The 22,471-nt window shown below is 71.2% G+C and carries 20 protein-coding genes and 1 pseudogene; 9 read left to right on the forward strand and 12 right to left on the reverse strand.

The window, feature by feature from the left end; genetic code table 11:
• Positions 1–126: 126 nt before the first annotated feature.
• The gene (locus ABZ794_RS32140) at positions 127–1,092 is read left to right on the forward strand and encodes a COX15/CtaA family protein (RefSeq protein WP_210784994.1); all 966 of its coding nucleotides are present in this window, start codon (positions 127–129) and stop codon (positions 1,090–1,092) included.
• Positions 1,093–1,233: 141 nt separating this feature from the next.
• On the opposite strand, the gene ABZ794_RS32145 is transcribed toward ABZ794_RS32140, so the two are convergent.
• The 3 genes from ABZ794_RS32145 to ABZ794_RS32155 all read right to left on the reverse strand — a co-directional run bounded on the left by ABZ794_RS32145 (position 1,234) and on the right by ABZ794_RS32155 (position 3,848).
• Positions 1,234–2,154, reverse strand: coding sequence for a hypothetical protein (locus ABZ794_RS32145; RefSeq protein ID WP_238688168.1), 921 nt, complete (start codon positions 2,152–2,154; stop codon positions 1,234–1,236).
• 13 nt (positions 2,155–2,167) lie between these two features.
• On the reverse strand, positions 2,168–2,503 hold the full coding sequence (locus tag ABZ794_RS32150; protein WP_210784996.1) for a hypothetical protein: 336 nt from the start codon (positions 2,501–2,503) through the stop codon (positions 2,168–2,170).
• Between the two features lie 391 nt (positions 2,504–2,894).
• On the reverse strand, positions 2,895–3,848 hold the full coding sequence (locus tag ABZ794_RS32155) for a heme o synthase (protein WP_112677042.1): 954 nt from the start codon (positions 3,846–3,848) through the stop codon (positions 2,895–2,897).
• Positions 3,849–4,114: 266 nt separating this feature from the next.
• On the opposite strand from ABZ794_RS32155, the gene tkt reads away from it, so the two are divergent.
• The 6 genes from tkt to pgl all read left to right on the forward strand — a co-directional run bounded on the left by tkt (position 4,115) and on the right by pgl (position 12,654).
• A complete protein-coding gene (gene tkt, locus ABZ794_RS32160; RefSeq protein WP_238688167.1) occupies positions 4,115–6,253 on the forward strand; it encodes a transketolase in 2,139 nt (712 codons plus the stop codon).
• A 15-nt stretch (positions 6,254–6,268) separates the two neighbouring features.
• Positions 6,269–7,444, forward strand: a complete 1,176-nt coding sequence (gene tal / locus ABZ794_RS32165) for a transaldolase (RefSeq protein WP_357519108.1) — start codon at positions 6,269–6,271, stop codon at positions 7,442–7,444.
• A gap of 76 nt (positions 7,445–7,520) precedes the next feature.
• Complete coding sequence (locus ABZ794_RS32170) at positions 7,521–9,170, forward strand: glucose-6-phosphate isomerase (RefSeq protein WP_357519110.1); 1,650 nt, start codon at positions 7,521–7,523, stop codon at positions 9,168–9,170.
• A gap of 2 nt (positions 9,171–9,172) precedes the next feature.
• Entirely contained in the window at positions 9,173–10,726 is a 1,554-nt protein-coding gene (gene zwf / locus ABZ794_RS32175; RefSeq protein ID WP_238688166.1) for a glucose-6-phosphate dehydrogenase, read from the forward strand.
• Positions 10,723–11,739, forward strand: a complete 1,017-nt coding sequence (locus ABZ794_RS32180; RefSeq protein ID WP_210785001.1) for a glucose-6-phosphate dehydrogenase assembly protein OpcA — start codon at positions 10,723–10,725, stop codon at positions 11,737–11,739. The genes zwf and ABZ794_RS32180 overlap by 4 nt, the downstream gene beginning before the upstream one ends.
• Positions 11,740–11,883: 144 nt before the next feature.
• Positions 11,884–12,654, forward strand: a complete 771-nt coding sequence (gene pgl, locus ABZ794_RS32185) for a 6-phosphogluconolactonase (RefSeq protein ID WP_210785002.1) — start codon at positions 11,884–11,886, stop codon at positions 12,652–12,654.
• Positions 12,655–12,671: 17 nt separating this feature from the next.
• Here the strand turns inward: pgl and ABZ794_RS32190 are convergent, their stop codons facing one another.
• The 8 genes from ABZ794_RS32190 to rapZ all read right to left on the reverse strand — a co-directional run bounded on the left by ABZ794_RS32190 (position 12,672) and on the right by rapZ (position 19,775).
• Positions 12,672–13,013, reverse strand: coding sequence for an RNA polymerase-binding protein RbpA (locus ABZ794_RS32190; protein ID WP_210785003.1), 342 nt, complete (start codon positions 13,011–13,013; stop codon positions 12,672–12,674).
• A 140-nt stretch (positions 13,014–13,153) separates the two neighbouring features.
• Positions 13,154–13,414, reverse strand: a complete 261-nt coding sequence (gene secG / locus ABZ794_RS32195; RefSeq protein WP_030337344.1) for a preprotein translocase subunit SecG — start codon at positions 13,412–13,414, stop codon at positions 13,154–13,156.
• Positions 13,415–13,510: 96 nt separating this feature from the next.
• Positions 13,511–14,302: a triose-phosphate isomerase gene (gene tpiA, locus ABZ794_RS32200; protein WP_210785004.1), complete on the reverse strand. Its 792-nt coding sequence runs from the start codon at positions 14,300–14,302 to the stop codon at positions 13,511–13,513.
• Positions 14,303–15,502, reverse strand: coding sequence for a phosphoglycerate kinase (locus ABZ794_RS32205; RefSeq protein ID WP_210785005.1), 1,200 nt, complete (start codon positions 15,500–15,502; stop codon positions 14,303–14,305). It abuts the gene before it with no gap.
• Positions 15,499–16,503: a type I glyceraldehyde-3-phosphate dehydrogenase gene (gap, locus tag ABZ794_RS32210; protein WP_124853956.1), complete on the reverse strand. Its 1,005-nt coding sequence runs from the start codon at positions 16,501–16,503 to the stop codon at positions 15,499–15,501. The genes ABZ794_RS32205 and gap overlap by 4 nt, the downstream gene beginning before the upstream one ends.
• A 267-nt stretch (positions 16,504–16,770) precedes the next feature.
• Positions 16,771–17,751, reverse strand: coding sequence for a DNA-binding protein WhiA (gene whiA, locus ABZ794_RS32215; protein ID WP_210785006.1), 981 nt, complete (start codon positions 17,749–17,751; stop codon positions 16,771–16,773).
• A gap of 54 nt (positions 17,752–17,805) precedes the next feature.
• A complete protein-coding gene (locus ABZ794_RS32220) occupies positions 17,806–18,906 on the reverse strand; it encodes a 2-phospho-L-lactate transferase CofD family protein (RefSeq protein WP_357519114.1) in 1,101 nt (366 codons plus the stop codon).
• A complete protein-coding gene (gene rapZ, locus ABZ794_RS32225; RefSeq protein WP_357519118.1) occupies positions 18,903–19,775 on the reverse strand; it encodes an RNase adapter RapZ in 873 nt (290 codons plus the stop codon). Before rapZ ends, ABZ794_RS32220 begins: the two co-directional genes overlap by 4 nt.
• A gap of 282 nt (positions 19,776–20,057) precedes the next feature.
• Between rapZ and ABZ794_RS32230 the strand changes: the two genes are divergently transcribed.
• Both ABZ794_RS32230 and recQ read left to right on the forward strand, forming a co-directional pair.
• Positions 20,058–20,402 carry a hypothetical protein gene (locus ABZ794_RS32230; RefSeq protein ID WP_210785007.1) on the forward strand — a complete coding sequence of 115 codons (345 nt, stop codon included), beginning with the start codon at positions 20,058–20,060 and terminating at the stop codon, positions 20,400–20,402.
• 76 nt (positions 20,403–20,478) lie between these two features.
• Positions 20,479–22,323, forward strand: a complete 1,845-nt coding sequence (gene recQ, locus ABZ794_RS32235; protein ID WP_210785008.1) for a DNA helicase RecQ — start codon at positions 20,479–20,481, stop codon at positions 22,321–22,323.
• Positions 22,324–22,381: 58 nt separating this feature from the next.
• Here the strand turns inward: recQ and ABZ794_RS32240 are convergent.
• Positions 22,382–22,471: pseudogene (locus ABZ794_RS32240) on the reverse strand (phytochelatin synthase); the annotation flags it as partial.

Raw genomic sequence — 22,471 nt, forward strand, 5'->3', positions numbered from 1 at the left:
GCCCGGAGAGCTCCGCCGCGTTTTTCACAACGCCAACGTTACGTAATTACCCGGAGGGTCGCAAACCCGGGCCCCGGTGATCCCAACCACCGAGCCGACGGAGTCGGACGAACCTCGATCACTACGGTGCGTAGGATTTGCGCCGTGAACCGAATCGTCCGTCCGGTCTCCGGCATCCTGCTGCGCCGCCTCGCGCTCGCCTCGATCATCGCGAACGTGGGCATCGTCGTCACCGGCGGGGCCGTCCGGTTGACCGCCTCGGGCCTCGGCTGCCCCACCTGGCCCCGGTGCACCGACGATTCCTACGTCACCACGCCGGAGATGGGCGTGTACGGGGTCATCGAGTTCAGCAACCGCATGTTGACCTTCGCGGTGGGTCTCATCGCGCTGGCCACCGTGCTCGCCGTACTGCTGCACCGGCCCCGCCGACCCGGGCTCCTCGCACTGGCCGTGGCGGTCTTCCTGGGCATCCCCGCCCAGGCGGTGATCGGCGGCATCACCGTGCTGACCAACCTCAACCCGTGGGTAGTCGGGCTGCACTTCCTCGCCTCGATGGCCGTGATCGCCGCCGCGTACGCCCTGTGGCGACGAATCGGCGACCCCGACGGCCCGACAGTGGCCGTGGTGCCCGCACCGCTGCGCGCGCTGGCCCGGGTCACCACCGGCGTCACAGTCGCCGTGCTGGTCGTCGGCACCTGGGTCACCGGCAGCGGGCCGCACGCCGGCGACCACGGCGCCGCCCGCAACGGGCTCGACCCGGAGACCATCTCGCAGGTGCACGCGGACGGGGTCTTCCTGCTGATCGGTCTCTCGGTGGCGCTGATCTTCGCGTTCCGCGCCGTCGGTGCGCAGCGAGCCACCCGCGCCGCGATCATCCTGGTCGCCGTGGAGTTGGGTCAGGGTCTGATCGGCTTCGTGCAGTACTTCACCCACGTGCCGGCGCTCCTGGTCGGCGCACACATGCTCGGCTCCTGCCTGGTGCTGCTGGCCGCCCTGTCGGTGCAGTGGTCCACCCGGGAACGCCGCCCGGTCGCGCCGGCCCCCCAGGCCACCCCGACCGACGCCGCCGCCCCGGTACCAGTCACCGCCTGACCGCCCCGCGGGGTCTGGCCGCCCACGGCCACCAAGATCGCACTCGAACCAGGATGTAGTGGCCACGGACCGCCCAGAAGCCACTACAACCAGGATGTTGCGCGATCTTGCCGGCGGCGGCGCGGGCGCACCGCAGCACGGTCAGGCGTTGCGGGCCAGGTGGGTGGTGATCGCGGTGGCGAGGCGGTCGGGGGCGCCGTCCGCGTACCCGATGAAGAGCGACGGCTCGGTCAGCTCCAGCTCGACCAGGACCGGCTCGCCGTCCAGGCCGGGGATCAGGTCGACCCGGGCGTAGAGCAGCTGTCGGGTGCCGCCGGGCACCGTCGCGAGGGTCTGCTCGGCCACCGCCAGCTGTTCGGGGCGGGCGGTGCGGGCGGTGATCTCCTCGGCCTTGTAGAGCCCGTCCGGGCCGAGGTCCGGCCCGGACAGCATCGGGCCCTTGCGGATCGCGTGGCTGAACCTGAGCCCGTCGGGGCCGGCCAGGAAGAGCAGGGCCGTCTCGCCCTCGGTGTCGACGGCCCGCAGGTACGGCTGGACCATGGTGACCCGGCCGGCGTCGGAGAGCCGGCGAACGTGTGCGGCCGCCAGGTCCCGGTGCTCCGGGTCGGCCAGGTCGTACCGGCCGGTGTCCTGGCTGCCGGCGCTGACCGCGGGCTTGAGCACGTACTCGCCGGTCTCGGCGGGCAGCTGCCAGCTCTCCCCCGGCTCGATCCATGACGTCGGCACGGTCGGCACTCCGGCGGCGCTCAGCTCGGCGAGATAGCGCTTGTCGGTGTTCCAGCGGACCACGTCTGCCGGGTTGACCAGCGTCGGCACGGTGGCCGCCCAGGACACGAACTCGTCGCGGCGCAGCGCGTAGTCCCAGGGTGAGCGGAGCACGACCAGGTCGTAGGACGACCAGTCGACGTCGGAGTCGTCCCAGATGACGGTCTGGACGGCGACGCCACGGGCGGCGAGCGGGGCCAGGACCAGCCGGTCGTCCGGGTCGAGGTCGGCCAGGTCGGAGCAGGTGACGAGAGCGACCCGGGGTTCCCCCCGGGTCGACTGGTGATATGTGGTCAATTCAGCTGTCTGTTCAGCGGGCCATCGTGCGCCGGGCCATCGACCGCCAGAGGTCGTTGCTCGGACGCATCTGGTCCATGAGTTCACGCTCCCAGGCGTTCTCGACGGTGACTCCCGCCTTGGCGCACGCCTCGCGGGCGGTGACGGTGTCGTCGGCGAACTGGTCGCCCCACTCGCCGTCGGAACCCACCAGGACGATCCGCGCGCCACGCTTGCCGACGTACTCGATGACCGCCTTCGCGCCGCCGTGTCCGGCCGCGAACGCCTTGAGGCCCGCGACCAGGCCTTGGGGCGCCTGCTCGTCGGCGGTCTGCTCGGCCGTCAGCGTCGTATCGGAACCATCTGCCATGACGCGAAGCCTAAGCAGAGTCGCACCCCGTCGGGCGAGAACCATGAACGTTTTGTGATGCCAATTACCTACAGGTTTAAGGACGACCACAGGTTTCCTGTCCGTTTATTTACCGACTTTTGCGCTCAAAGCACGTCGGGAAATCGCCCTCGAACCACCCCAGGTTGAGCCGATCCGACTCATGCTGAAAGTTACTCTGATGTGACGTTAAACCCGGACAACTCATCCACGTCCATGATTAGTCAGGAGATCATCGGCGCCATTCGGCGACCGGCCGAGCCGCGGCGCGCAGGGATGCCGCGGAGCGCGTGGGAGCCGACAGCCAACGAAGCCGACAGGCGGAGGCCACTGCCTCGGACGTGAAGGACAGAGCCGGGCCGTGCGAGACGGGTCAGATCAGCGCGTCGAGCGCGACGGCCACGAAGACGATCGTCAGGTACGTCGTCGACCAGTGGAACAGCCGCATCGGCTTGACCGCCTCGCCGCGCGTGGCGCGCCGGCAGAGCCGGTGTGCCTCGACCACGAAGATGGCACCCACCACCAGGGTCGGCACCCCGTAGATCGCGCTGAGCCCCAGCGGCCAGACGGCCAGGGAGGTGAGCACCGTGAGCCACGCGAAGATCAGGATCTCGGCGTTCACCCGGCGGATCGAGGCCACCACAGGCAGCATCGGGATGCCGGCCCGGGCGTAGTCGTCCTTGTACTTCATGGCGAGCGGGTAGAAGTGCGGCATCTGCCAGAAGAAGACCACGGCGAAGAGCCCCCAGGCGGCCGGCGCCAGGGAGCCGGTCACCGCAGCCCAACCGATCAGGACCGGCGCCGCTCCGCAGGCGCCGCCCCAGAAGGTGTTCGTCGGGGTGGAACGCTTGAGCCACAGGGTGTAGACGAGGTCGTAGTAGGCGATCGCGGCGAGGGTCAGCCCGGCGGCCAGCAGGTTGGTGAACGCCGCCATCAGGGCCACTGACACCGCCGCCAGCACCAAACCGAAGATCAGCGCGCTTCGCGGCGACACGGTGTGCGCCGGCAGCGGCCGACGCTTGGTCCGCCGCATCAGCTGGTCGATGTCGCGGTCGATGTAGCAGTTGAGGACGCTGGCCGCGCCGGCGGCGAGCGAGCCGCCGATCAGGACGATGGCCATCAGCCACAGCGACGGCAGCCCGCCCTCGGCGAGCATCATCGCCGGGATGGTGGTGACCAGCAGCAACTCGACGATCCGCGGCTTGGTGAGCGCCACGTACGCCGACAGGACCGCGCGTACGTCCCGCCGGGCCACCGGGCCCTCGGCCGCCCGCGCCGGGTGTGGCCCGGCCGGGTTGCTCGCGGGGCGCTCGGTGATCATGCTCACGGATTGCCACCTTCCGGCATCGGGCACGGGGAGATCGGATCGGCCGGGACCGCACGGGTCCGCATACCGCCCCACACACTACGCGTCGTCGTTTTGGCTGCCCGGCCGACCCGACAACGGTGCGGGCCGTCACACCACAGGGTTGAACCGAGCATCCGGATGGTCACGTAGCGCACACCATGCGCAGATCCCCGGGCGCGCGTTTAGGGACGCTCGATAAGGTCATCGGTGAGGGTTCCGCCCATCTGCCGAGGAGCACAACCATCGTGGCTGTTAAACGACCCGAGCACTCCGCACTGAACTGGTCCGACCTCGATCGCCGGGCCGTAGATACCGTCCGCGTGCTGGCCATGGACGCCGTAGAGAAATCCGGCAACGGCCACCCGGGCACCGCGATGAGCCTCGCGCCCGCGGCGTACCTCCTCTTCAACCGCGTCATGCGGCACAACCCGGCCGACCCGAACTGGCCCGGCCGCGACCGGTTCGTGCTCTCCGCCGGGCACTCCAGCCTGACGCTCTACATCCAGCTGTTCCTCTCCGGTTACCCGCTGAGCCTGGACGACCTCAAGTCGCTGCGGCAGTGGGGCTCGCAGACGCCGGGGCACCCCGAGCACGGGCACACGCCGGGCGTGGAGACCACCACCGGCCCGCTCGGGCAGGGTCTGGGCAACGCGGTCGGCATGGCCATGGCGGCCCGCCGCGAGCGCGGCCTGTTCGACCCCGAGGCCGAGCTCGGCGCGTCCGTCTTCGACCACGACATCTGGTGCATCGTCTCCGACGGTGACATCGAGGAGGGCATCAGCCACGAGGCCAGCGCCCTCGCCGGGCACCAGCAACTGGGCAACCTCACGGTGATCTACGACGACAACGAGATCTCCATCGAGGACGACACCCGGATCGCCAAGAGCGAGGACGTGGCCGCCCGCTACGAGGCGTACGGCTGGCACGTGCAGACCGTCGACTGGCGCAGCGGCGACGCCGACCAGGGCGACTACCACGAGGACGCCGAGGCGCTGTACGCCGCGCTGGTGGCCGCCAAGGCGGAGACCGGCCGCCCCTCGTTCATCGCGCTGCGCACCATCATCGGCTGGCCCGCGCCCAACAAGCAGAACACCGGCAAGATCCACGGCTCGGCGCTCGGCGCCGACGAGGTGAAGGCCACCAAGCGGATCCTCGACTTCGACCCGGAGCAGACCTTCCAGGTCGACGAGGAGGTGCTCAGCCACGCCCGCACGGTGATGGGCCGCGGCTCCGACGCCCAGCAGGAGTGGACCACCGCGTTCGACGCCTGGAAGAAGGCCAACCCGGAGCGCACCGCGCTCTACGAGCGGCTGGCTGGTCACGTACTCCCCGACGGCTGGACCGACGCGTTGCCGGTCTTCCCCGCGGACGCCAAGGGGGTGGCCACCCGAGCCGCCTCGGGCAAGGTGCTGGAGGCGCTCGCGCCGGTGCTGCCGGAGCTGTGGGGCGGCTCGGCCGACCTGGCCGAGAGCAACAACACCACGATGAAGGGCGAGCCGTCGTTCATCCCGGCCGCGCACGCCACCAAGGACTTCCCCGGCCACGAGTACGGCCGCACGCTGCACTTCGGCATCCGTGAGCACGCCATGGGCGCGATCCTCAACGGCATCGCCCTGCACGGTGGCACCCGCCCGTATGGCGGCACGTTCCTGGTCTTCAGCGACTACATGCGTCCGTCAGTGCGGCTGGCCGCGCTGATGAAGCTGCCGGTGACCTACGTCTGGACGCACGACTCGATCGGCCTCGGCGAGGACGGCCCGACCCACCAGCCGGTGGAGCACCTGACCGCGCTGCGCGCCATCCCGGGCCTGGACGTGGTCCGTCCGGCGGACGCCAACGAGACCGCCTGGGCCTGGCGGCAGGCGCTGGAGCACACCGACCGGCCGACCGCCCTGGCGCTGAGCCGTCAACCGCTGCCGACCATGGACCGCGACGTCCTGGGCAGCGCGGAGGGCGTGGCCAAGGGCGGGTACGTGCTGGCCGAGGCGTCCAACGGCAAGCCTCAGGTGATCATCGTCGGCACCGGTTCCGAGGTGCAGCTCTGCCTGACCGCCCGGGAGCGGCTGGAGGCCGACGGCACCCCGACCCGGGTCGTCTCGATGCCCTGCCAGGAGTGGTTCTACGAGCAGGACGAGGCGTACCGGGAGTCGGTGCTCCCGCGCGGGGTAAAGGCACGGGTGAGCGTGGAGGCGGGCATCGCGATGTCCTGGCGCGGAGTCGTCGGTGACCTGGGCGAGAGCGTGAGCCTGGAGCACTACGGAGCGAGCGCCCCGCACACCGTGCTCTTCGAGCAGTTCGGGTTCACCCCCGACCGGATCGTGGCGGCAGCACACGCCTCGCTGGCCCGGGTGGGCGACATCACCGGTTTCACGACCGGCAACTGAGGGAGCGTGGATGGCATGACGGACAAGCTGAATGAGCTCACCGCCGCGGGCGTGGCGGTCTGGCTCGACGATCTTTCCCGGGTGCGTTTGAGCTCCGGCGGGCTGGACCAGCTGCGCCGCGAGAAGCACGTGGCCGGTGTCACCACCAACCCCACGATCTTCGCCAAGGCGCTGAGCGACGCCGACGAGTACAACTGGCAGCTGCACGACCTCGCCACCCGTGGCGTCGAGGTCGAGGAGTCGGTGCGCATGCTCACCACGTTCGACGTGCGGTGGGCCTGCGACGTGATGCGCCCGTCGTACGACGGCAGCGACGGTGTCGACGGCCGGGTCTCCATCGAGGTGGACCCCCGGCTGGCCCACGAGAGCGACCGGACGGTGGCCGAGGCCAAGGCCCTGTGGTGGCTGGTGGACCGCCCCAACCTCTACATCAAGATCCCGGCCACCGAGGCCGGCCTCCCGGCGATCACCGCCACCCTGGCCGAGGGGATCAGCGTCAACGTCACGCTGATCTTCGGTCTGGACCGCTACTCGGCGGTCATGGAGGCGTTCCTCGCCGGTCTGGAGCAGGCCAAGACGAACGGCCACGACCTGTCCAAGATCGGCTCGGTGGCGTCGTTCTTCGTCTCCCGGGTCGACTCCGAGGTCGACAAGAGGCTGGAGAAGGTCGGCTCCGACCAGGCGAAGGCCCTCAAGGGCAAGGCCGCCATCGCCAACGCGCAGCTGGCGTACGAGCGCTACACCGAGGTCTTCTCCTCCGACCGCTGGAAGGCGCTCGCCGCGGCCGGCGCACACCCGCAGCGGCCGCTGTGGGCGTCCACCTCGACGAAGAATCCGGACTACCGGGACGTCATCTACGTCGAGGAGCTGATCGCGCCCGGCACTGTCAACACCATGCCGGAGTCGGTCATCCACGCGTACGCCGATCACGGCGAGACCCGCGGCGACACCATCACCGGCGCCTACGACGCGGCCCGGAAGGTCTTCGCCGACCTGGAGTCGGTCGGGGTGGACATGGACGACGTGATCGTCACCCTGGAGCGCGAGGGCGTGGAGAAGTTCGAGGCCAGCTGGCAGGAGCTGCTCGACGGGGTCCGCAAGTCCCTGGAGGCGGCGGCCAAGGGCAAGGGTGCCCCGAACAAGGCGGCCAAGGGCAACGCCAAGGCCGCCGAGCAGGCCGGTGGCGCATGAGCGAGCGCAGCGAGGGAATCAGCAAGCTCAGCGCGAAGGCACCTCATGACGGCACGCAGCGAAGCGGAGTGACGGCATGAGCGACCTTCTCGCTGGGCCGGTGGAGGCAGCCGCCGGGCTCGCCGTGTACGGCGCGGACGCGGTCGACAAGGCCGCGCCCGCCTCGACCCGGGACGCGCTGGTCAAGGCCGGCGTCCCGGGCAAGCTGGCGGGCAAGGACGCGAGCCTGTGGGGTCCGGACGCCGAGGCCGAGGCGAAGATCCGGCTGGGCTGGGTGGACACCCACCGGCGCAGCCGCGAACTGCTCGTCCAGTTGGCCGAGCTGACCGCGGAGCTGGCCGACCTGGATCACGTGGTGCTCGCCGGCATGGGCGGCTCGTCGCTCGCACCCGAGGTGATCACCCGGACGCTGGGTCGCCCGTTGACGGTGCTGGACACCACCGACCCGGGCCAGGTCCGGGCGGCGCTCGGTGACCGGCTGGAGCGCACCGTCGTGGTGGTGGCCAGCAAGTCCGGGTCGACGGTGGAGACCGACAGCCACCGGCGCGCGTACTGGCAGGCGTTCCTGGACGCCGGGATGACCGAGGCGGAGGCCGGCCGGCACTTCGTCATCGTCACCGACCCGGGTTCGCCGCTGGAGGCCACCGCGGCCGAGATGGGCGCGTTCACGGTGCTCGCCGACCCGAACGTCGGCGGCCGGTACTCGGCGCTGACCGCGTTCGGTCTGGTGCCCTCGGCGCTGGCCGGGGTCGAGGTCGGGGAGCTGCTCGACCAGGCCGACGCGCTGGCCACGTCGCTCGGCGCGGACCAGAACAACCCGGCGTTGGCGCTGGGCGCCGCCCTGGGCGCCGCGGCCACGCTGGCCCGCGACAAGGTCGCCCTGGTCTCCGACGGCACCGGCATCGACGGGCTCGGCGACTGGGCCGAGCAGCTGATCGCCGAGTCGACCGGCAAGGCCGGGGTGGGCATCCTCCCGGTGGTAGTGGAGTCTCCGCAGAGCCCCGGCGCCACCGGCGCGGACGTGCTGACCGTCAGCTACGGCGGCGCGCTGGCCCCCGGAGACATGCCGGGCGGCGGGGCCAACCCGGACGTGGCCGTCAACGGCCCGCTGGGCGCGCAGTTCCTGGCCTGGGAGTACGCCACCGCGGTGGCCGGCGTGGTGCTCGGCATCGACCCGTTCAACCAGCCGAACGTCACCGAGTCCAAGGAGAACACCAACAAGATCCTGGCCTCGGGCCTGCCGGCGGAGACGCCGTCGTTCACCGAGGGCGCGATCGAGGTGTACGCCCCGCAGGGCGCCCCCGGGGACCTGGCCGGTGTGCTGCGCTGGCTGCTCGACGGGCTGGGCGACGACGGTTACCTGGCGGTGATGGCGTACCTCGACCGGTTCGCCGACGCCGACGCGGCCCGGCTGCGGTCGCTGCTGGCGCAGGCGGGCGGCCGGCCGGTCACCTTCGGCTGGGGGCCGCGCTTCCTGCACTCGACGGGCCAGTACCACAAGGGCGGCCCGCAGGTGGGCAGCTACCTCCAGGTGACCGGCGGGGTCGCCGAGGACCTGGCGGTGCCGGGCAAGCCGTACAGCTTCGGTGAGTTGCAGGCGGCGCAGGCCGCCGGTGACCGGCAGGCCCTCGCCGGTCGGGAGCGCCCGCTGCTGCGGTTGCACCTGACCGACCGGGCCGCCGGTGTCGCCCAACTACTGGACGCGGCCGGTGATCTGCGGGCGTGAGGATGGACGACGTGACTGAGGCGGAGCGAGGAGGCGGTTCGGTGAACCCGCTGCGCGACCCGCAGGACCGCCGGTTGCCCCGGATCCCGGAGCCCTGCGCTCTGGTGATCTTCGGGGTGACCGGCGACCTGGCCCGCAAGAAGCTGCTCCCCGCGGTCTACGACCTGGCCAACCGGGGGCTGTTGCCGCCGGGCTTCGTGGTGCTCGGTTTCGCGCGCCGCGACTGGGGTGACGGCGACTTCGAGACGTTGGCCTGCGAGGCTGCCCGCAAGCACGCTCGCACCCCGTGGCGGGACGAGGTGTGGGCGCGGCTGGCCGGCAACATCAAGTTCGTCGGCGGGTCGTTCGACGACGACGACGCCTTCGACCAGCTCGCCTCGACGCTTGACGATCTGCGTCAGACCCACGGCATCGCCGGCAACGCGGCGTTCTACTTCTCCATCCCACCGGCCGCGTTCCCCGTCGTGCTCAAGCAGTTGGCCCGCACCGGAATGGCCGACAACGACAAGTCCGGCGGTTGGCGCCGGGTCGTTGTGGAGAAGCCGTTCGGTAACGACCTGCCCTCGGCGAAGGCGCTCAACGACCTCGTCGACGACGTGTTCACCCGACAGGACGTCTTCCGGATCGACCACTACCTGGGCAAGGAGACGGTTCAGAACATCCTCGCCCTGCGGTTCGCCAACAATCTGTTCGAGCCGCTGTGGAACTCCAAGTACGTCGACTCGGTGCAGATCACCATGGCGGAGGACGTCGGCATCGGCACCCGCGCCGGCTTCTACGACACCGTCGGCACCGCCCGCGACGTGCTGCAGAACCATCTTCTCCAACTCCTCGCCCTGGTGGCGATGGAGGAGCCGACCAGCTTCGACGCCGACGAGATCCGGACCGAGAAGCTGAAGGTGCTCAAGGCCATCACACTGCCCAAGGACGTCGCCCGGGACACCGTCCGCGGTCAGTACCTGCCGGGCTGGGTCGGCGGCGAACGCGCTGTCGGTTACCTGGATGAGCGCGACGTCCCCGGCGGCTCCACCACCGAGACGTACGTGGCGGTGCGGTTGGGCATCCAGAACCGCCGCTGGGCGGAGGTGCCGTTCTACATCCGGGCCGGCAAGCGGCTGCCCCGGCGGGTCACCGAGGTCGCCATCATGTTCAAGAAGGCGCCGCACCTGCCGTTCAACGACGCCGACATGGAGTCGCTGGGCAACAACCAGCTGGTCATCCGGGTGCAGCCGGACGAGGGCGTGGTGCTCAAGTTCGGCTCGAAGGTGCCGGGTACGACAATGGAGGTCCGCGACATCGCCATGGACTTCCAGTACGGCGAGGCGTTCACCGAGTCCAGCCCCGAGGCGTACGAGCGTCTGGTGCTGGACGTGCTGATCGGTGACCGCACCCTGTTCCCGGACGCGGCCGAGGTCGAGCAGAGCTGGCAGGTGATCGACCCCCTGGAGCACGCCTGGGAGGGCACCACCCCGGAGCCGTACCGGGCCGGCGAGTGGGGCCCCCGGGCCTCCGACGAGATGCTGGCCCGCGAGGGCCGCGCCTGGAGACGAGCATGATCGGGCTGTGGGACACCACCGGCAACGAGGTGGTCAAGGCGCTCGCCGCCGAGCGGCGCAGCGCCGGCGGGGTGGCCAGCGGCATGGCGCTCACCCTCATCGTGGTCGTGGACGAGAAGCGGGTCCGGGAGGCGGAGGCCGCGGCGACGATCGCCGCCGCCGCGCACCCGTGCCGCCTCCTGGTGGTGGTCCGCTCGGAGATCGAGCGGGACCGCAACCGACTGGACGCGGAGATCGTGGTCGGTGGCCGGCTCGGCCCCTGCGAGGCGGTGGTCACCCGGATGTACGGCCGGTTGTCCCTGCACGCCGAGTCGGTAGTGATGCCGTTGCTCGTTCCCGACGTACCGGTTGTCACCTGGTGGCACGGCGAGCCACCGGCGGAGATCGCCACCGACTTCCTCGGGGTGGTCGCCGACCGGAGGATCACCGACTCCGCGCAGGCCGCCGACCCGGTGGAGGCGCTGCGGCAGCGTGCCCGGGACTACGCCCCGGGCGACACCGACCTGGCGTGGACCCGGATCACCCCGTGGCGCACCCTGGTCGCCGGGGCGTTCGACACCACCAGCGCCCAGGTCACCGAGGCGACCATCGTCGCGCCTCCCACCGACCCGACGGCGGCGCTGATGGCCGGTTGGCTGTCCAGCCGGCTCGGCATCACCCCACGCCGGGTGGACAGCGACGAGTTCCCTCGGATGCGGGAGGTGCAGCTCAGCTGCGCCAACGGCGACCAGTTGACGCTGACCCGCGAGGACAGCATGGCCGTGTTCCGGCGGACGGGCCAGGACGACCGGGCCCTGCCGCTGGTGCGCCGCCCGCTCGGCGACGAGCTGGCCGAGGAGCTGCGCCGGCTGGACGCCGACCAGGTGTACGCGGAGGCGCTGGGCGCGACGGTCGGGCTGCGAGGGCTGGAGCAGCGCCCCCCGCAGCGGGTCCACGTCTGGAAGGATCCGGCCACCGCGCAGCGCGCCGAGGCCGGGGTCACCGCGCACGTCGGCACGAGCGGCGAGGGCTGAGCCCAGCCGGGGCACATCGTCGGGCAGGGCTGGTACGCACCGGCCCTGCCCCGCAATCTCCGGGGTTTTCGCCCCAACCACCTCGGGCACACCGCCCCGGGCACGACAGCGACCGCCTCGCGGTCGGGAAACGAAGGCGCAACCATGAGTGAGGCGAGTGTCGCCGTCCACGCCGACGCCGACCTGCTGGCGCAGGCTGTGGCGGCCCGGTTGCTGGTGAAGCTGCTCGACGCCCAGGCCGACCGGGGCGAAGCCTCGGTGGTGCTCACCGGAGGTCGGGTCGCCGCGGCCGTGTACCGGGCGGTGGCGACGCTGCCGGCCCGCGACGCGGTGGACTGGTCCCGGGTCGACGTGTGGTGGGGCGACGAACGGTTCCTGCCCGCCGGTGATCCGGACCGCAACGAGACGCAGGCGCGCGCCGCCCTGCTGGACGTGGTGCCACTGGATCCGGCCCGGGTGCACGCCATGCCGGCCTCGGACGGCCCGGCCGGCAACGACCCCGAGGCGGCGGCTGCCGCGTACGCGGAGGAGCTGGCCCGCGCCGCCCGGCCCGGGCACGCCACCCTGCCGCACTTCGACGTGCTGATGCTGGGCGTCGGCGAGGACGGCCACGTGGCCTCGGTCTTCCCCGAGCACCCGGTGGGCTACGAGACCCGGCCGGTGAGCGCGGTGCGGGGCAGCCCCAAGCCGCCGCCGACGCGGACCACCCTCACCCTGCCGGCGATCAACACCGCCGAGGAGGTCTGGCTGGTGGCCGCCGGCGCCGACAAGGCTCGCGCGGTGGGTATGGCGTTGGCCGGCGCCGGCCCGGTGCAGTTGCCGGCGGCCGGCGTGCACGGCGTGCACCGCACCCGCTGGCTGCTGGACCGGGCGGCCGCAGCCGACGTACCCGTCCGACTGCGCAGCCTGCGCTGAGCGCGGGGAGGAGCCCGCTACTCGCCGCGTCGACGGCGTAGTGCGGCGAGCGCCTCGGCGAGCAGGGCCTCCCCCTCCTCGGCGGTGCGCCGCTCCTTCACGTACGCCAGGTGGCTCTTGTACGGCTCGGCGCGGACCCGACCCGGCGGGTTCTGGGCGTCCCGACCGGCGGGTAGGCCACAGCGGGGGCAGTCCCACAGGGGTGGCGGTTCGACGTCCGCGGCGATCCGGATGTCGACCCGGTGGTCGTTACGGCACCAGTAGCTGACGTCCTGTCGGGGGGCGGGTTGGTGCCGCCCGTCCGGGCGCATCGGTGCGGACCCGACCCGGGCTCCCCGGATAACGTTGCCATTCGGCACGGCTGCTCGCTCCTGTCGTCGGAGGGGACCCGCCGTCTTCGGGGGTGGAGCGGCGGGCGACGCGGTGCAGCGGAGAAAAGCCTGCGCGCGGCCCGTCGAGTGACGAACCGCGCGCAGATTGTACGACTTACTGAGCCTGCTCAGGCACCGCTGTTCATTTGGAGGCGCAGCCAGAGCCCGAGGCCGACGATGGCGGCGAACCAGACGACGCTCACCAGGACGGTGTAGCGGTCCAGGTTCTTCTCCGCGACCGAGGAGCCGGCGAGGCTGGAGCTGACGCCACCGCCGAACATGCTCGACAGACCGCCGCCCTTGCCGCGGTGCAGCAGGATCAGCAGGGTGAGCAGAATGCTCGTGATGACCAGCAACACGATCAACGTGTATGCGAACCAGATCGGCATGGCTGGGGTCAGTTCCTCTCGTAGCGATCCTCGCCCGGTCTGATCGGGCACGGCGGCACCGACCGGCGGACGGGCGGTGTCAAGGATACCGAGCGATCAGCGGGCGAGGTGCTCCGGGAACCGGCAGATCTGAGCGAATTCCTCGGCGTCCAGGCTGGCGCCCCCCACCAGGCCCCCGTCCACGTCCGATTGCGCCATGATCGAGGCGATGTTGGACGCCTTGACCGAACCGCCGTAGAGGACCCGAACCTGGTCGGCGGTCTCCTGGTCGAAGCGTTCCGCCAGTCGCTGACGCACCGCCCCGCAGACCTCCTGGGCGTCGTCCGGGGTCGCCGTCTTGCCCGTGCCGATCGCCCAGACCGGCTCGTACGCGATCACGACCTGCCGCACCTGCTCGGGGGTGAGCCCGGCGAGGCCCCCGTCGAGCTGGTCGGAGCAGTGCGCCACGTGGGTGCCCTGCTCACGGACGTCCAGCCCCTCCCCCACGCACAGGATCGGCGTCAGGCCGTGCGTCAGCGCCGCCTTGACCTTGGCGTTGACCAGTGCGTCGTCCTCGTTGTGGTAGGCCCGCCGCTCGGAGTGCCCGACCACCACGTACGTGCAGCCGAGCTTGGCCAGCATCGGCCCGGAGATGTCCCCGGTGTACGCGCCGGACGCGTGCGGGGACAGGTCCTGTGCGCCGTAGCCGATGAGCAGTTTGTCCCCGTCCACAGCGGTCTGCACGGTGCGCAGGTCGGTGAAGGGCGGCAGCACGACCGTCTCGACGGCGGTGAGCTGCTTCTCGGTGAGGCTGGCCGCCAGCTTCTGCACCAGCAGGTTGGCCTCGAGGTGGTTGAGGTTCATCTTCCAGTTGCCGGCCATCAGTGGCCGGCGGGTGGTGCTCGACATTCAGTTCTCCAGGGCCGCGATGCCGGGGAGGGTCTTGCCCTCGAGGTATTCCAGGGAGGCGCCACCACCGGTGGAGATGTGCCCGAAGGACGACTCGTCCAGCCCCAGGGCACGGACGGCCGCTGCGGAGTCACCGCCGCCGACGACGCTGAACGCGTCGGCCTTGGTGATCGCCTCGGCGATCCCCCGGGTGCCCGCCGCGAAGGCCGGCATCTCGAACACGCCCATCGGGCCGTTCCAGAAGATCGTCTTCGCCTGGGACAGCGCGGCGCTGAAGCCCGCCACCGTCTCCGGGCCGACATCCAGGCCGAGTCGGTGACTCGGGATGCCGTCGACCCGCACCGTGTCGTGCGCCGCGTCCGGAGCGAACGCGTCCGCGACCACCACGTCGACCGGCAGCATGATCTTGCCGCCGGATCGCTCCAGCAGGTTGCGGCAGGTGTCGACCATGTCCTTCTCCAGCAGCGAGGTGCCCACCTCCAGGCCCTGGGCCTTGAGGAAGGTGAAGCACATCCCGCCACCGATGAGCAGCCGGTCGACAGTGGGCAGCAGAGCCTCGATCACGGCGAGCTTGTCGGACACCTTCGACCCACCGAGCACCACCACGTACGGGCGCTCCGGGTCACCGGTGAGCTTGGAGAGCACCTCGACCTCACGCAGCACGAGCCGGCCCGCGACGTGCGGCAACCGGGCCGGCACGTCGAAGACACTGGCGTGCTTGCGGTGCACGGCACCGAACGCGTCGTCCACGTACGCGTCGCCGAACGCGGCGAGCTGGTCGGCGAAGGCGCCCCGCTCGGCCTCGTCCTTGCTGGTCTCACCGGCGTTGAAACGCAGGTTCTCCAGAAGGGCGACCTGGCCGTCGGCCAAGCCGGCGACGGTGGAACGGGCCGAATCACCGACGGTGTCGGTGGCGAAGTGCACCGGCGCGCCGAGCAGCTCACCGAGCCGCCCGGCGACCGGGCCCAGGCTGAACTGCGGGTCCGGAGCGCCCTTCGGGCGGCCCAGGTGCGAGCAGACGACCACCTTCGCGCCGGCCTCGACCAGCGCGCCGAGAGTCGGCAGCACCGCGCGGATCCGGCCGTCATCACTGATCTCACCGGTCTGCTTGTCGAGCGGGACGTTCAGGTCGGCGCGCACCAGCACGCGCCGACCCGACACCCCCTCGGCGAGCAGGTCGTCGAGGGTCCGGATGCTCACAGCGACGAACCGACCAGCTTGACGAGGTCGACGAGCCGGTTGGAGTAGCCCCACTCGTTGTCGTACCAGCCGACGACCTTGACCTGGTTGCCGACGACCTTGGTCAGCGGCGCGTCGAAGATGCACGACGCCGGGTCGGTCACGATGTCGGTGGAGACGATCGGGTCCTCGTTGTAGACCAGGATGCCCTTGAGCGGACCGTCCGCGGCGGCCTTCAGCGCGGCGTTGACCTCGTCCACGGTGGTCTCGCGACCGACGTTGACGGTGAGGTCGGTGACCGAGCCGGTCGGGATCGGCACCCGCAGGGCGTACCCGTCGAGCTTGCCCTTGAGGTCCGGCAGGACCAGGCCGATCGCCTTGGCGGCGCCGGTCGAGGTCGGCACGATGTTCAGCGCGGCGGCCCGGGCGCGACGCAGGTCCGAGTGCGGCGCGTCCTGGAGGTTCTGGTCCTGGGTGTACGCGTGGATCGTCGTCATCAGACCGTGCTGGATGCCGAACGTGTCGTGCAGGACCTTCGCCATCGGCGCGAGGCAGTTGGTGGTGCACGAGGCGTTGGAGATGATGGTGTGCTTCGCCGGGTCGTAGGTGTCGTGGTTGACACCCATGACGACGGTGACGTCCTCGTTCTTCGCCGGGGCGGAGATGATGACCTTCTTGGCCCCGCCGTCGACGTGCGCCTTGGCCTTGGTGGCGTCGGTGAAGAAGCCGGTCGACTCGATGACGACGTCCGCGCCGACCTCGCCCCACGGCAGCTTCGACGGGTCCTTCTCGGCGTACGCCTTGATGGTCTTGCCACCGACGGTGATCTCGTCGGCGGTGGCCTTGACCTCGTACGGCAGGCGACCGAGGATGCTGTCGTACTTGAGCAGGTGGGCGAGCGTGGCGTTGTCGGTCAGGTCGTTCACCGCCACGACCTCGATGTCGGCGTCAGACGCCAGCACTGCCCGGAAGAAGTTACGGCCGATTCGGCCAAAGCCGTTGATGCCAACCCGGATGGTCACAGGTCCCATCTCCTCGCGTTCTGGTCCGCCGGCTTCAGACAACGGGCCGGCGGGAATGGTGTGCGCCGACCGTTGGAGCCGGCCGTCGACGGTTCATCTCGGCCACCCCGCCGCGCGGTCTGAGGACCTGACCGCCCGAGGCGGTGGGGCACGACGAGGAGTGCCGGTGTCGGCCCCCTTGCCGTACGCAGCGACCCTATCCGAGCGTGCGAGACCACGCTGCGCCGGGTCGTGCTCCCGGGCGCACCGTGCGGCCCCACCGTCCTATCAGACCACGAGCATGTCGGGCGTGACGGCAGCTTCCGTATCCGGGATGCCAAGGTCGCGGGCCCGCTTGTCGGCCAGCGCCAGGAGCCGGCGGATCCGCCCCGCGATCGCGTCCTTGGTCAGCGGGGGGTCGGCCAAGGCCCCCAACTCCTCCAGCGACGCCTGGCGGTGCTCCAGACGCAGCCGACCGGCGTCGGTCAGGTGGTTGGGCGCCTCGTCGGCGAGGATCTCCAACGCACGGGTGACCCGGGCGGCCGCGGCGACCGCCGCCCGCGCCGAACGGCGCAGGTTGGCGTCGTCGAAGTTGGCGAGCCGGTTGGCGGTGGCCCGCACCTCACGGCGTACCCGGCGCTCCTCCCAGGCCAGCACGCTGGAGTGCGCGCCGATCCGGGTGAGCAGCGCGGCGATCGCGTCACCGTCCTTGACGACCACCCGGTCCACCCCGCGTACCTCGCGGTTCTTCGCTGTGATGCCGATCCGGCGGGCCGCGCCGACCAGCGCCAACGCCGACTCCGGCCCCGGGCAGGTGATCTCCAGCGCGCTGGAGCGGCCCGGCTCGGTGAGCGAACCGTGGGCCATGAACGCGCCCCGCCACGCGGAGACCGCGCAGCAGACGTTTGCCGCCACCACGTGCGGGGGCAGCCCACGCACCGGGCGACCCCGCACGTCGAGCAGGCCGGTCTGCCGCGCCAGGGCCTCGCCGTCCTTGACCACCCGAACGATGAAGTGGCTGCCCTTGCGCAGCCCACCGGAGGCCAGCACGTGGATCTCGCTGGGGTAGCCGTAGACCTCGGCGACCTCCCGGCGCAGCCGGCGGGCCACCGCCCCGGTGTCCAGTTCAGCCTCCACCACCACGCGGCCGGAAACGATGTGCAGCCCGCCGGCGAAGCGCAGCAGCGCGGCCATCTCCGCCCGCCGACAGCAGGGTTTGGGCACGTCGACCCGACTCAGCTCGTCCTTGACCGCGGCCGTCATCGCCATTGTGCGTCCCCTCACGGACCTGTTCCGGCGTGTCGCCGGAGATTACGTACGTGTCTAACGATCGGCGCCCAGGACAGGCACCAGCGCGGCGCCCAGGGCAGCCGGATCATGGCGGGGAGTCCCGTCGACAACGGCGACCGGGGCGAGGACCAGGCGGGCACCCAGCGATTCTGCCGCACGTTCGACCGGTTCGGGGTCACCCACCGCCTTGGCATCGGCGAGCACAAGATCGACCTTGAGTTCGGGCAGGTACCAGTGCAGCGCCGCGAGATGATCGGCGACGGAGAGCCCGAGGGTCTCCTTCTCCGCGGCGAGGTTCAGCGTGACCAGCCGCCGGGCCGAGGTGGACACGATCGCGTCGGCCAACTGCGGCACCAGCAGGTGCGGAAGCACACTCGTGTACCAGCTGCCCGGCCCGAAGATCAACCAATCGGCCGCCCGGATCGCCTCGATGGCCTCGGCGCACGCCGCTGGGGCGCTCGGGGTGAGGCGCAACGACTCGACCCGCCCGGTGGTTACGGCCACCTGGTGCTGGCCAGTGACCGTGCGCACCTCGTCCGGGGCGGCCGGGTCGGCACCGCGTACCCGCGCCTCGATGCCGACCGGTTGGCGGGACATCGGCAACACCCGGCCCACCGCGCCGAGCATCGCGCCGGCGTGCTCCAGCGCTGCCACCGGGTCGCCGAGCAGCTCCATGAGGCCACAGAGCACCAGGTTGCCCACGGCGTGCCCGGTCAGACCGTCGGTCCCGGCCGACGCCCCGTCGGTGCCGCGCGGGGTCGTGTCCGTGCCGCGCGGAGCCGCGCCGTCCCGGTCCGGGTCGCCGCCCGGGTCGCCGCCCGCCGCCGGGCCCGGGCCGGTCGCGCCGGGCCCGGGTACGCCCACCGGTACGGCGGTGAAGCGGTGCTGGAACAACCCGGCGCTGCGCCGGGTGGCCGGGTGGTCCCCCGCCAACGCCACCAGCGCCTGGCGCAGATCTCCCGGCGGCAGGCCACCCCGCTCGGCCCGCAGCCGACCACTGGAACCACCGTCGTCACCCACCGTGACCACCGCGGTGATGTCGAGGTCGAGTTCGGGAGCGCAGTGGCGCAGCGCACGCAACGAGGCGGACAGGCCGTGCCCGCCGCCGAACGCCACCACCCGCAGGGCCGTCATTCCCGCCCCAGGTCGCGGTGCTGGGCGTTCGCCGCCAACCCGGAGTGACGCAGTCGGCTGGCCAACTCCTCGGCGATGGCGACGCTGCGGTGCTTGCCGCCGGTGCAGCCCACGGCGACGGTGAGGTACCGCTTGCCCTCCCGCTCGAAGCCGGCCGTGGTGGCGTTGACCAGGTCGGCGTACGAGGCGACGAAGGCGTCCGCGCCCTCCTGGCCCAGCACGTACGCGCTGACCGCCTCCTCCCGCCCGGTGTGCTCACGCAGCTCCGGCACCCAGTACGGGTTGGGCAGGAAACGGGCGTCCAACACGAAATCGGCGTCCGGTGGCAGGCCGTACTTGAAGCCGAACGACAACACGGTGAGCCGCAGCCGGCGGGCGTCCTCGCCGCCGAACAACTCCTCGATGCGGCGCCGGAGCTGGTTGACGTTCAGGTGGCTGGTGTCGATGATCACGTCGGCCTGGTCACGGGCCTCCTCCAGCAGGCCGCGCTCCACGGCGATGCCGTCGGCAAGCCGCCCGTCACCCTGCAACGGATGCGAGCGCCGAACGCTCTCGAACCGCCGGATCAGCACCTCGTCGTCGGCGTCGACGAAGACCACCCGGGGCGAGAAGCCGCGCTCCTTGAGCTCCCGGATCGCCCCGGCCAGGTCGGTGGAGAAGGCCCGCGACCGCACGTCCAGCACCATTGCGGTACGCCGGGCCGCGCCGCCCGCCTTGAAGGCCAGCTCGGCCATGTCCAGCATCAGGGCCTGCGGCAGGTTGTCCACGACGTAGTAGCCGACGTTCTCCAACGCCCGGGCCACAGTGCTGCGCCCACCCCCGGAGAGGCCGGTGACCACCACCAGTGTGGTCTCCGACTCAGCCGCCATCTGCTCGTCATCGGCATCCGGGCCGTCGATCCGGTCACCGGCTGTGCGCGCCTCGCTCACCCGTACCCCCAAGCCGTGGCGCCGCGGCCGCCGTCGGCCGCGATTGGTCAATCAGCGACTCTATCCCGCCGCCGGGCCTCCGCCAGGCACCCGTGGCCGGGCTGCGGCCGCCGGCCATTTCGAGGGTCGCCCTCCCGACAGCGCACACGCTTGATGACGATCAGTAGTTGTCAATACGCTCAACGTGATCGTCGCAGGTCAGACCGACATCTGGAGGGTGCGATGCACGACCTGGCGGACAAGAACAAGTACGTCGGCTTCCTGTTCATGCGAATCAGCCCCGAGTACTTCGCCCTCGGCCGCGAGGGCATCCATGAGATCTCCGCCGAGCACGCCCGCGACCTGGGCCGCTTCGCCAAGCAGCTCACCCACGTCGTCTGCACCGGGGTGAACGGCAAGTACGACCAGGTCACCATGGTCGAGGCCGACACCCTCGAGGAGATCAACGCGGCGGCCACCGCCTTCCGCATGGGCAACAAGGCCCGCTACATCGAGATCGTCGACATCGTGGTCGGGATGAAGGCGCCGCCGCGCGGCCTGGCCAACCGGCCCAGCCAGCCCGGCTGACCGCCTCGCCCGTCCGGCCCACCCGACCCGGGTGCGCCGGGCGGGCGCTGTCGGCGTCGGCTCGTAGACTCCCCGGATGGCTTCTCCCACCGACCTGCGTACCGCCTCCGACGCCCTGGACGTGCTGGGCCGGGTCTTCGGCTACGACGCGTTCCGTGGTTTCCAGCAGGACGTGATCAACCATGTGGTCGCCGGCGGCGACGCGCTGGTGTTGATGCCCACCGGTGGCGGTAAGTCCCTGTGCTACCAGATCCCGGCCCTGGTCCGTGACGGCGTCGCCGTCGTCGTGTCCCCGCTGATCGCGCTCATGCAGGACCAGGTGGACGCCCTCACCGCGGTCGGCGTCCGCGCCGGGTTCCTCAACTCGACCCAGACCCTGGACGCCCGGCGGCGGGTGGAGGCCGCCTTCGTCGCCGGCGAGCTGGACCTGCTCTACCTGGCCCCGGAGGCGCTCGGCGTCCGATCCACCCTCGCCCTGCTCGACCGGGGCCGCATCTCCCTGTTCGCGATCGACGAGGCGCACTGTGTGTCCCAGTGGGGGCACGACTTCCGCCCCGACTACCTCGCGCTCTCGATGCTGCACGAACGCTGGCCGCAGGTGCCCCGCATCGCCCTGACCGCCACCGCGACCAGCGCCACCCGGACCGAGATCGCGACCCGGCTCAACCTCGACGACGCCCGGCACTTCGTGGCCAGCTTCGACCGGCCCAACATCCAGTACCGGATCGTGCCCAAGCGGGAACCCCGCAAGCAGTTGCTGACCCTGCTGCGCGACGAGCACCCCGGCGACGCCGGCATCGTCTACTGCCTGTCCCGGGCCTCGGTCGACAAGACGGCGGAGTTCCTCACCGCCAACGGGGTCGCCGCGCTGCCCTACCACGCGGGGCTGGACGCGGGCACCCGCGCTCGCAACCAGCAGCGCTTCCTGCGCGAAGACGGCCTGGTCATGGTGGCCACCATCGCCTTCGGCATGGGCATCGACAAGCCCGACGTGCGGTTCGTCGCCCACCTCGACCTGCCCAAGTCCGTCGAGGGCTACTACCAGGAGACCGGCCGCGCCGGCCGTGACGGCCTGCCGTCCACCGCCTGGCTGGCGTACGGGCTTCAGGACGTGGTCCAGCAACGCAAGATGATCGAGACGTCCGAGGGCGACCTCGCCCACCGCCGCAACCTGGCCGCGCACCTGGACGCGATGCTCGCCCTCTGCGAGACGGTGCGCTGCCGGCGGGTCCAACTGCTCGAATACTTCGGCGAGACGACGACGGCCGCCTGCGGCAACTGCGACACCTGCCTCACCCCACCGGAGTCCTGGGACGGCACCGTCGCCGCCCAGAAATTGCTCTCCGCCGTCTTCCGCCTCGACCGCGAACGCAACCAACGCTTCGGCGCCGGGCACTGCATCGACATCCTGCTCGGCAAGCAAACCGACAAGATCAGCCAGTACGGTCACGACTCGCTGACCGTCTTCGGCATCGGCTCCGAGCACAGCGAGGCCGAGTGGCGGGGCGTCGTCCGGCAACTGCTCGCCGAAGGGCTCCTCGCCGTGGAGGGCGACTACGGCACGCTGGCGCTGACCGAGGCGAGCGCCGACGTCCTCGCCCGCCGCCGTACGGTCACCATGCGCCGCGAGCCGGAGAAGCCGGCATCGAGCCGCTCGTCGAAGCCGCGCGGCGCGTCCACCGTGGTGGCCGAGCTGACCCCGGCCGCCGCGTCGCTGTTCGAGCGGCTGCGAGCCTGGCGCGCGACCAGCGCCAAGGAGCAGGGCGTCCCGGCGTACGTCATCTTCCACGACGCCACGCTGCGACAGATCGCCAGCGACGCGCCCAGCACGCTGGCCGACCTGTCCCGGGTCAGCGGAGTCGGCGAGAACAAACTCGCCAAGTACGGCGAGCAGATCCTGACCGTCCTCGCCACAGACTGAGGTCATGCCGAAGGGCCGGGCCCCGTGGTGGGGTCCGGCCCTCCGGTGTTGTGCTGGGTCAGCTGGTGGCGTAGCCGCGGGTGGCGATCCAGTCGGCGAGGTGCTCGACGGTGACCTCGTAGGAGGCGGTGTTCGCATCGGCGGAGTC

It is taken from the genome of Micromonospora sp. NPDC047187, assembly GCF_040643355.1.
In the GTDB taxonomy this organism is placed as follows: Bacteria; Actinomycetota; Actinomycetes; order Mycobacteriales; family Micromonosporaceae; genus Micromonospora; species Micromonospora salmantinae.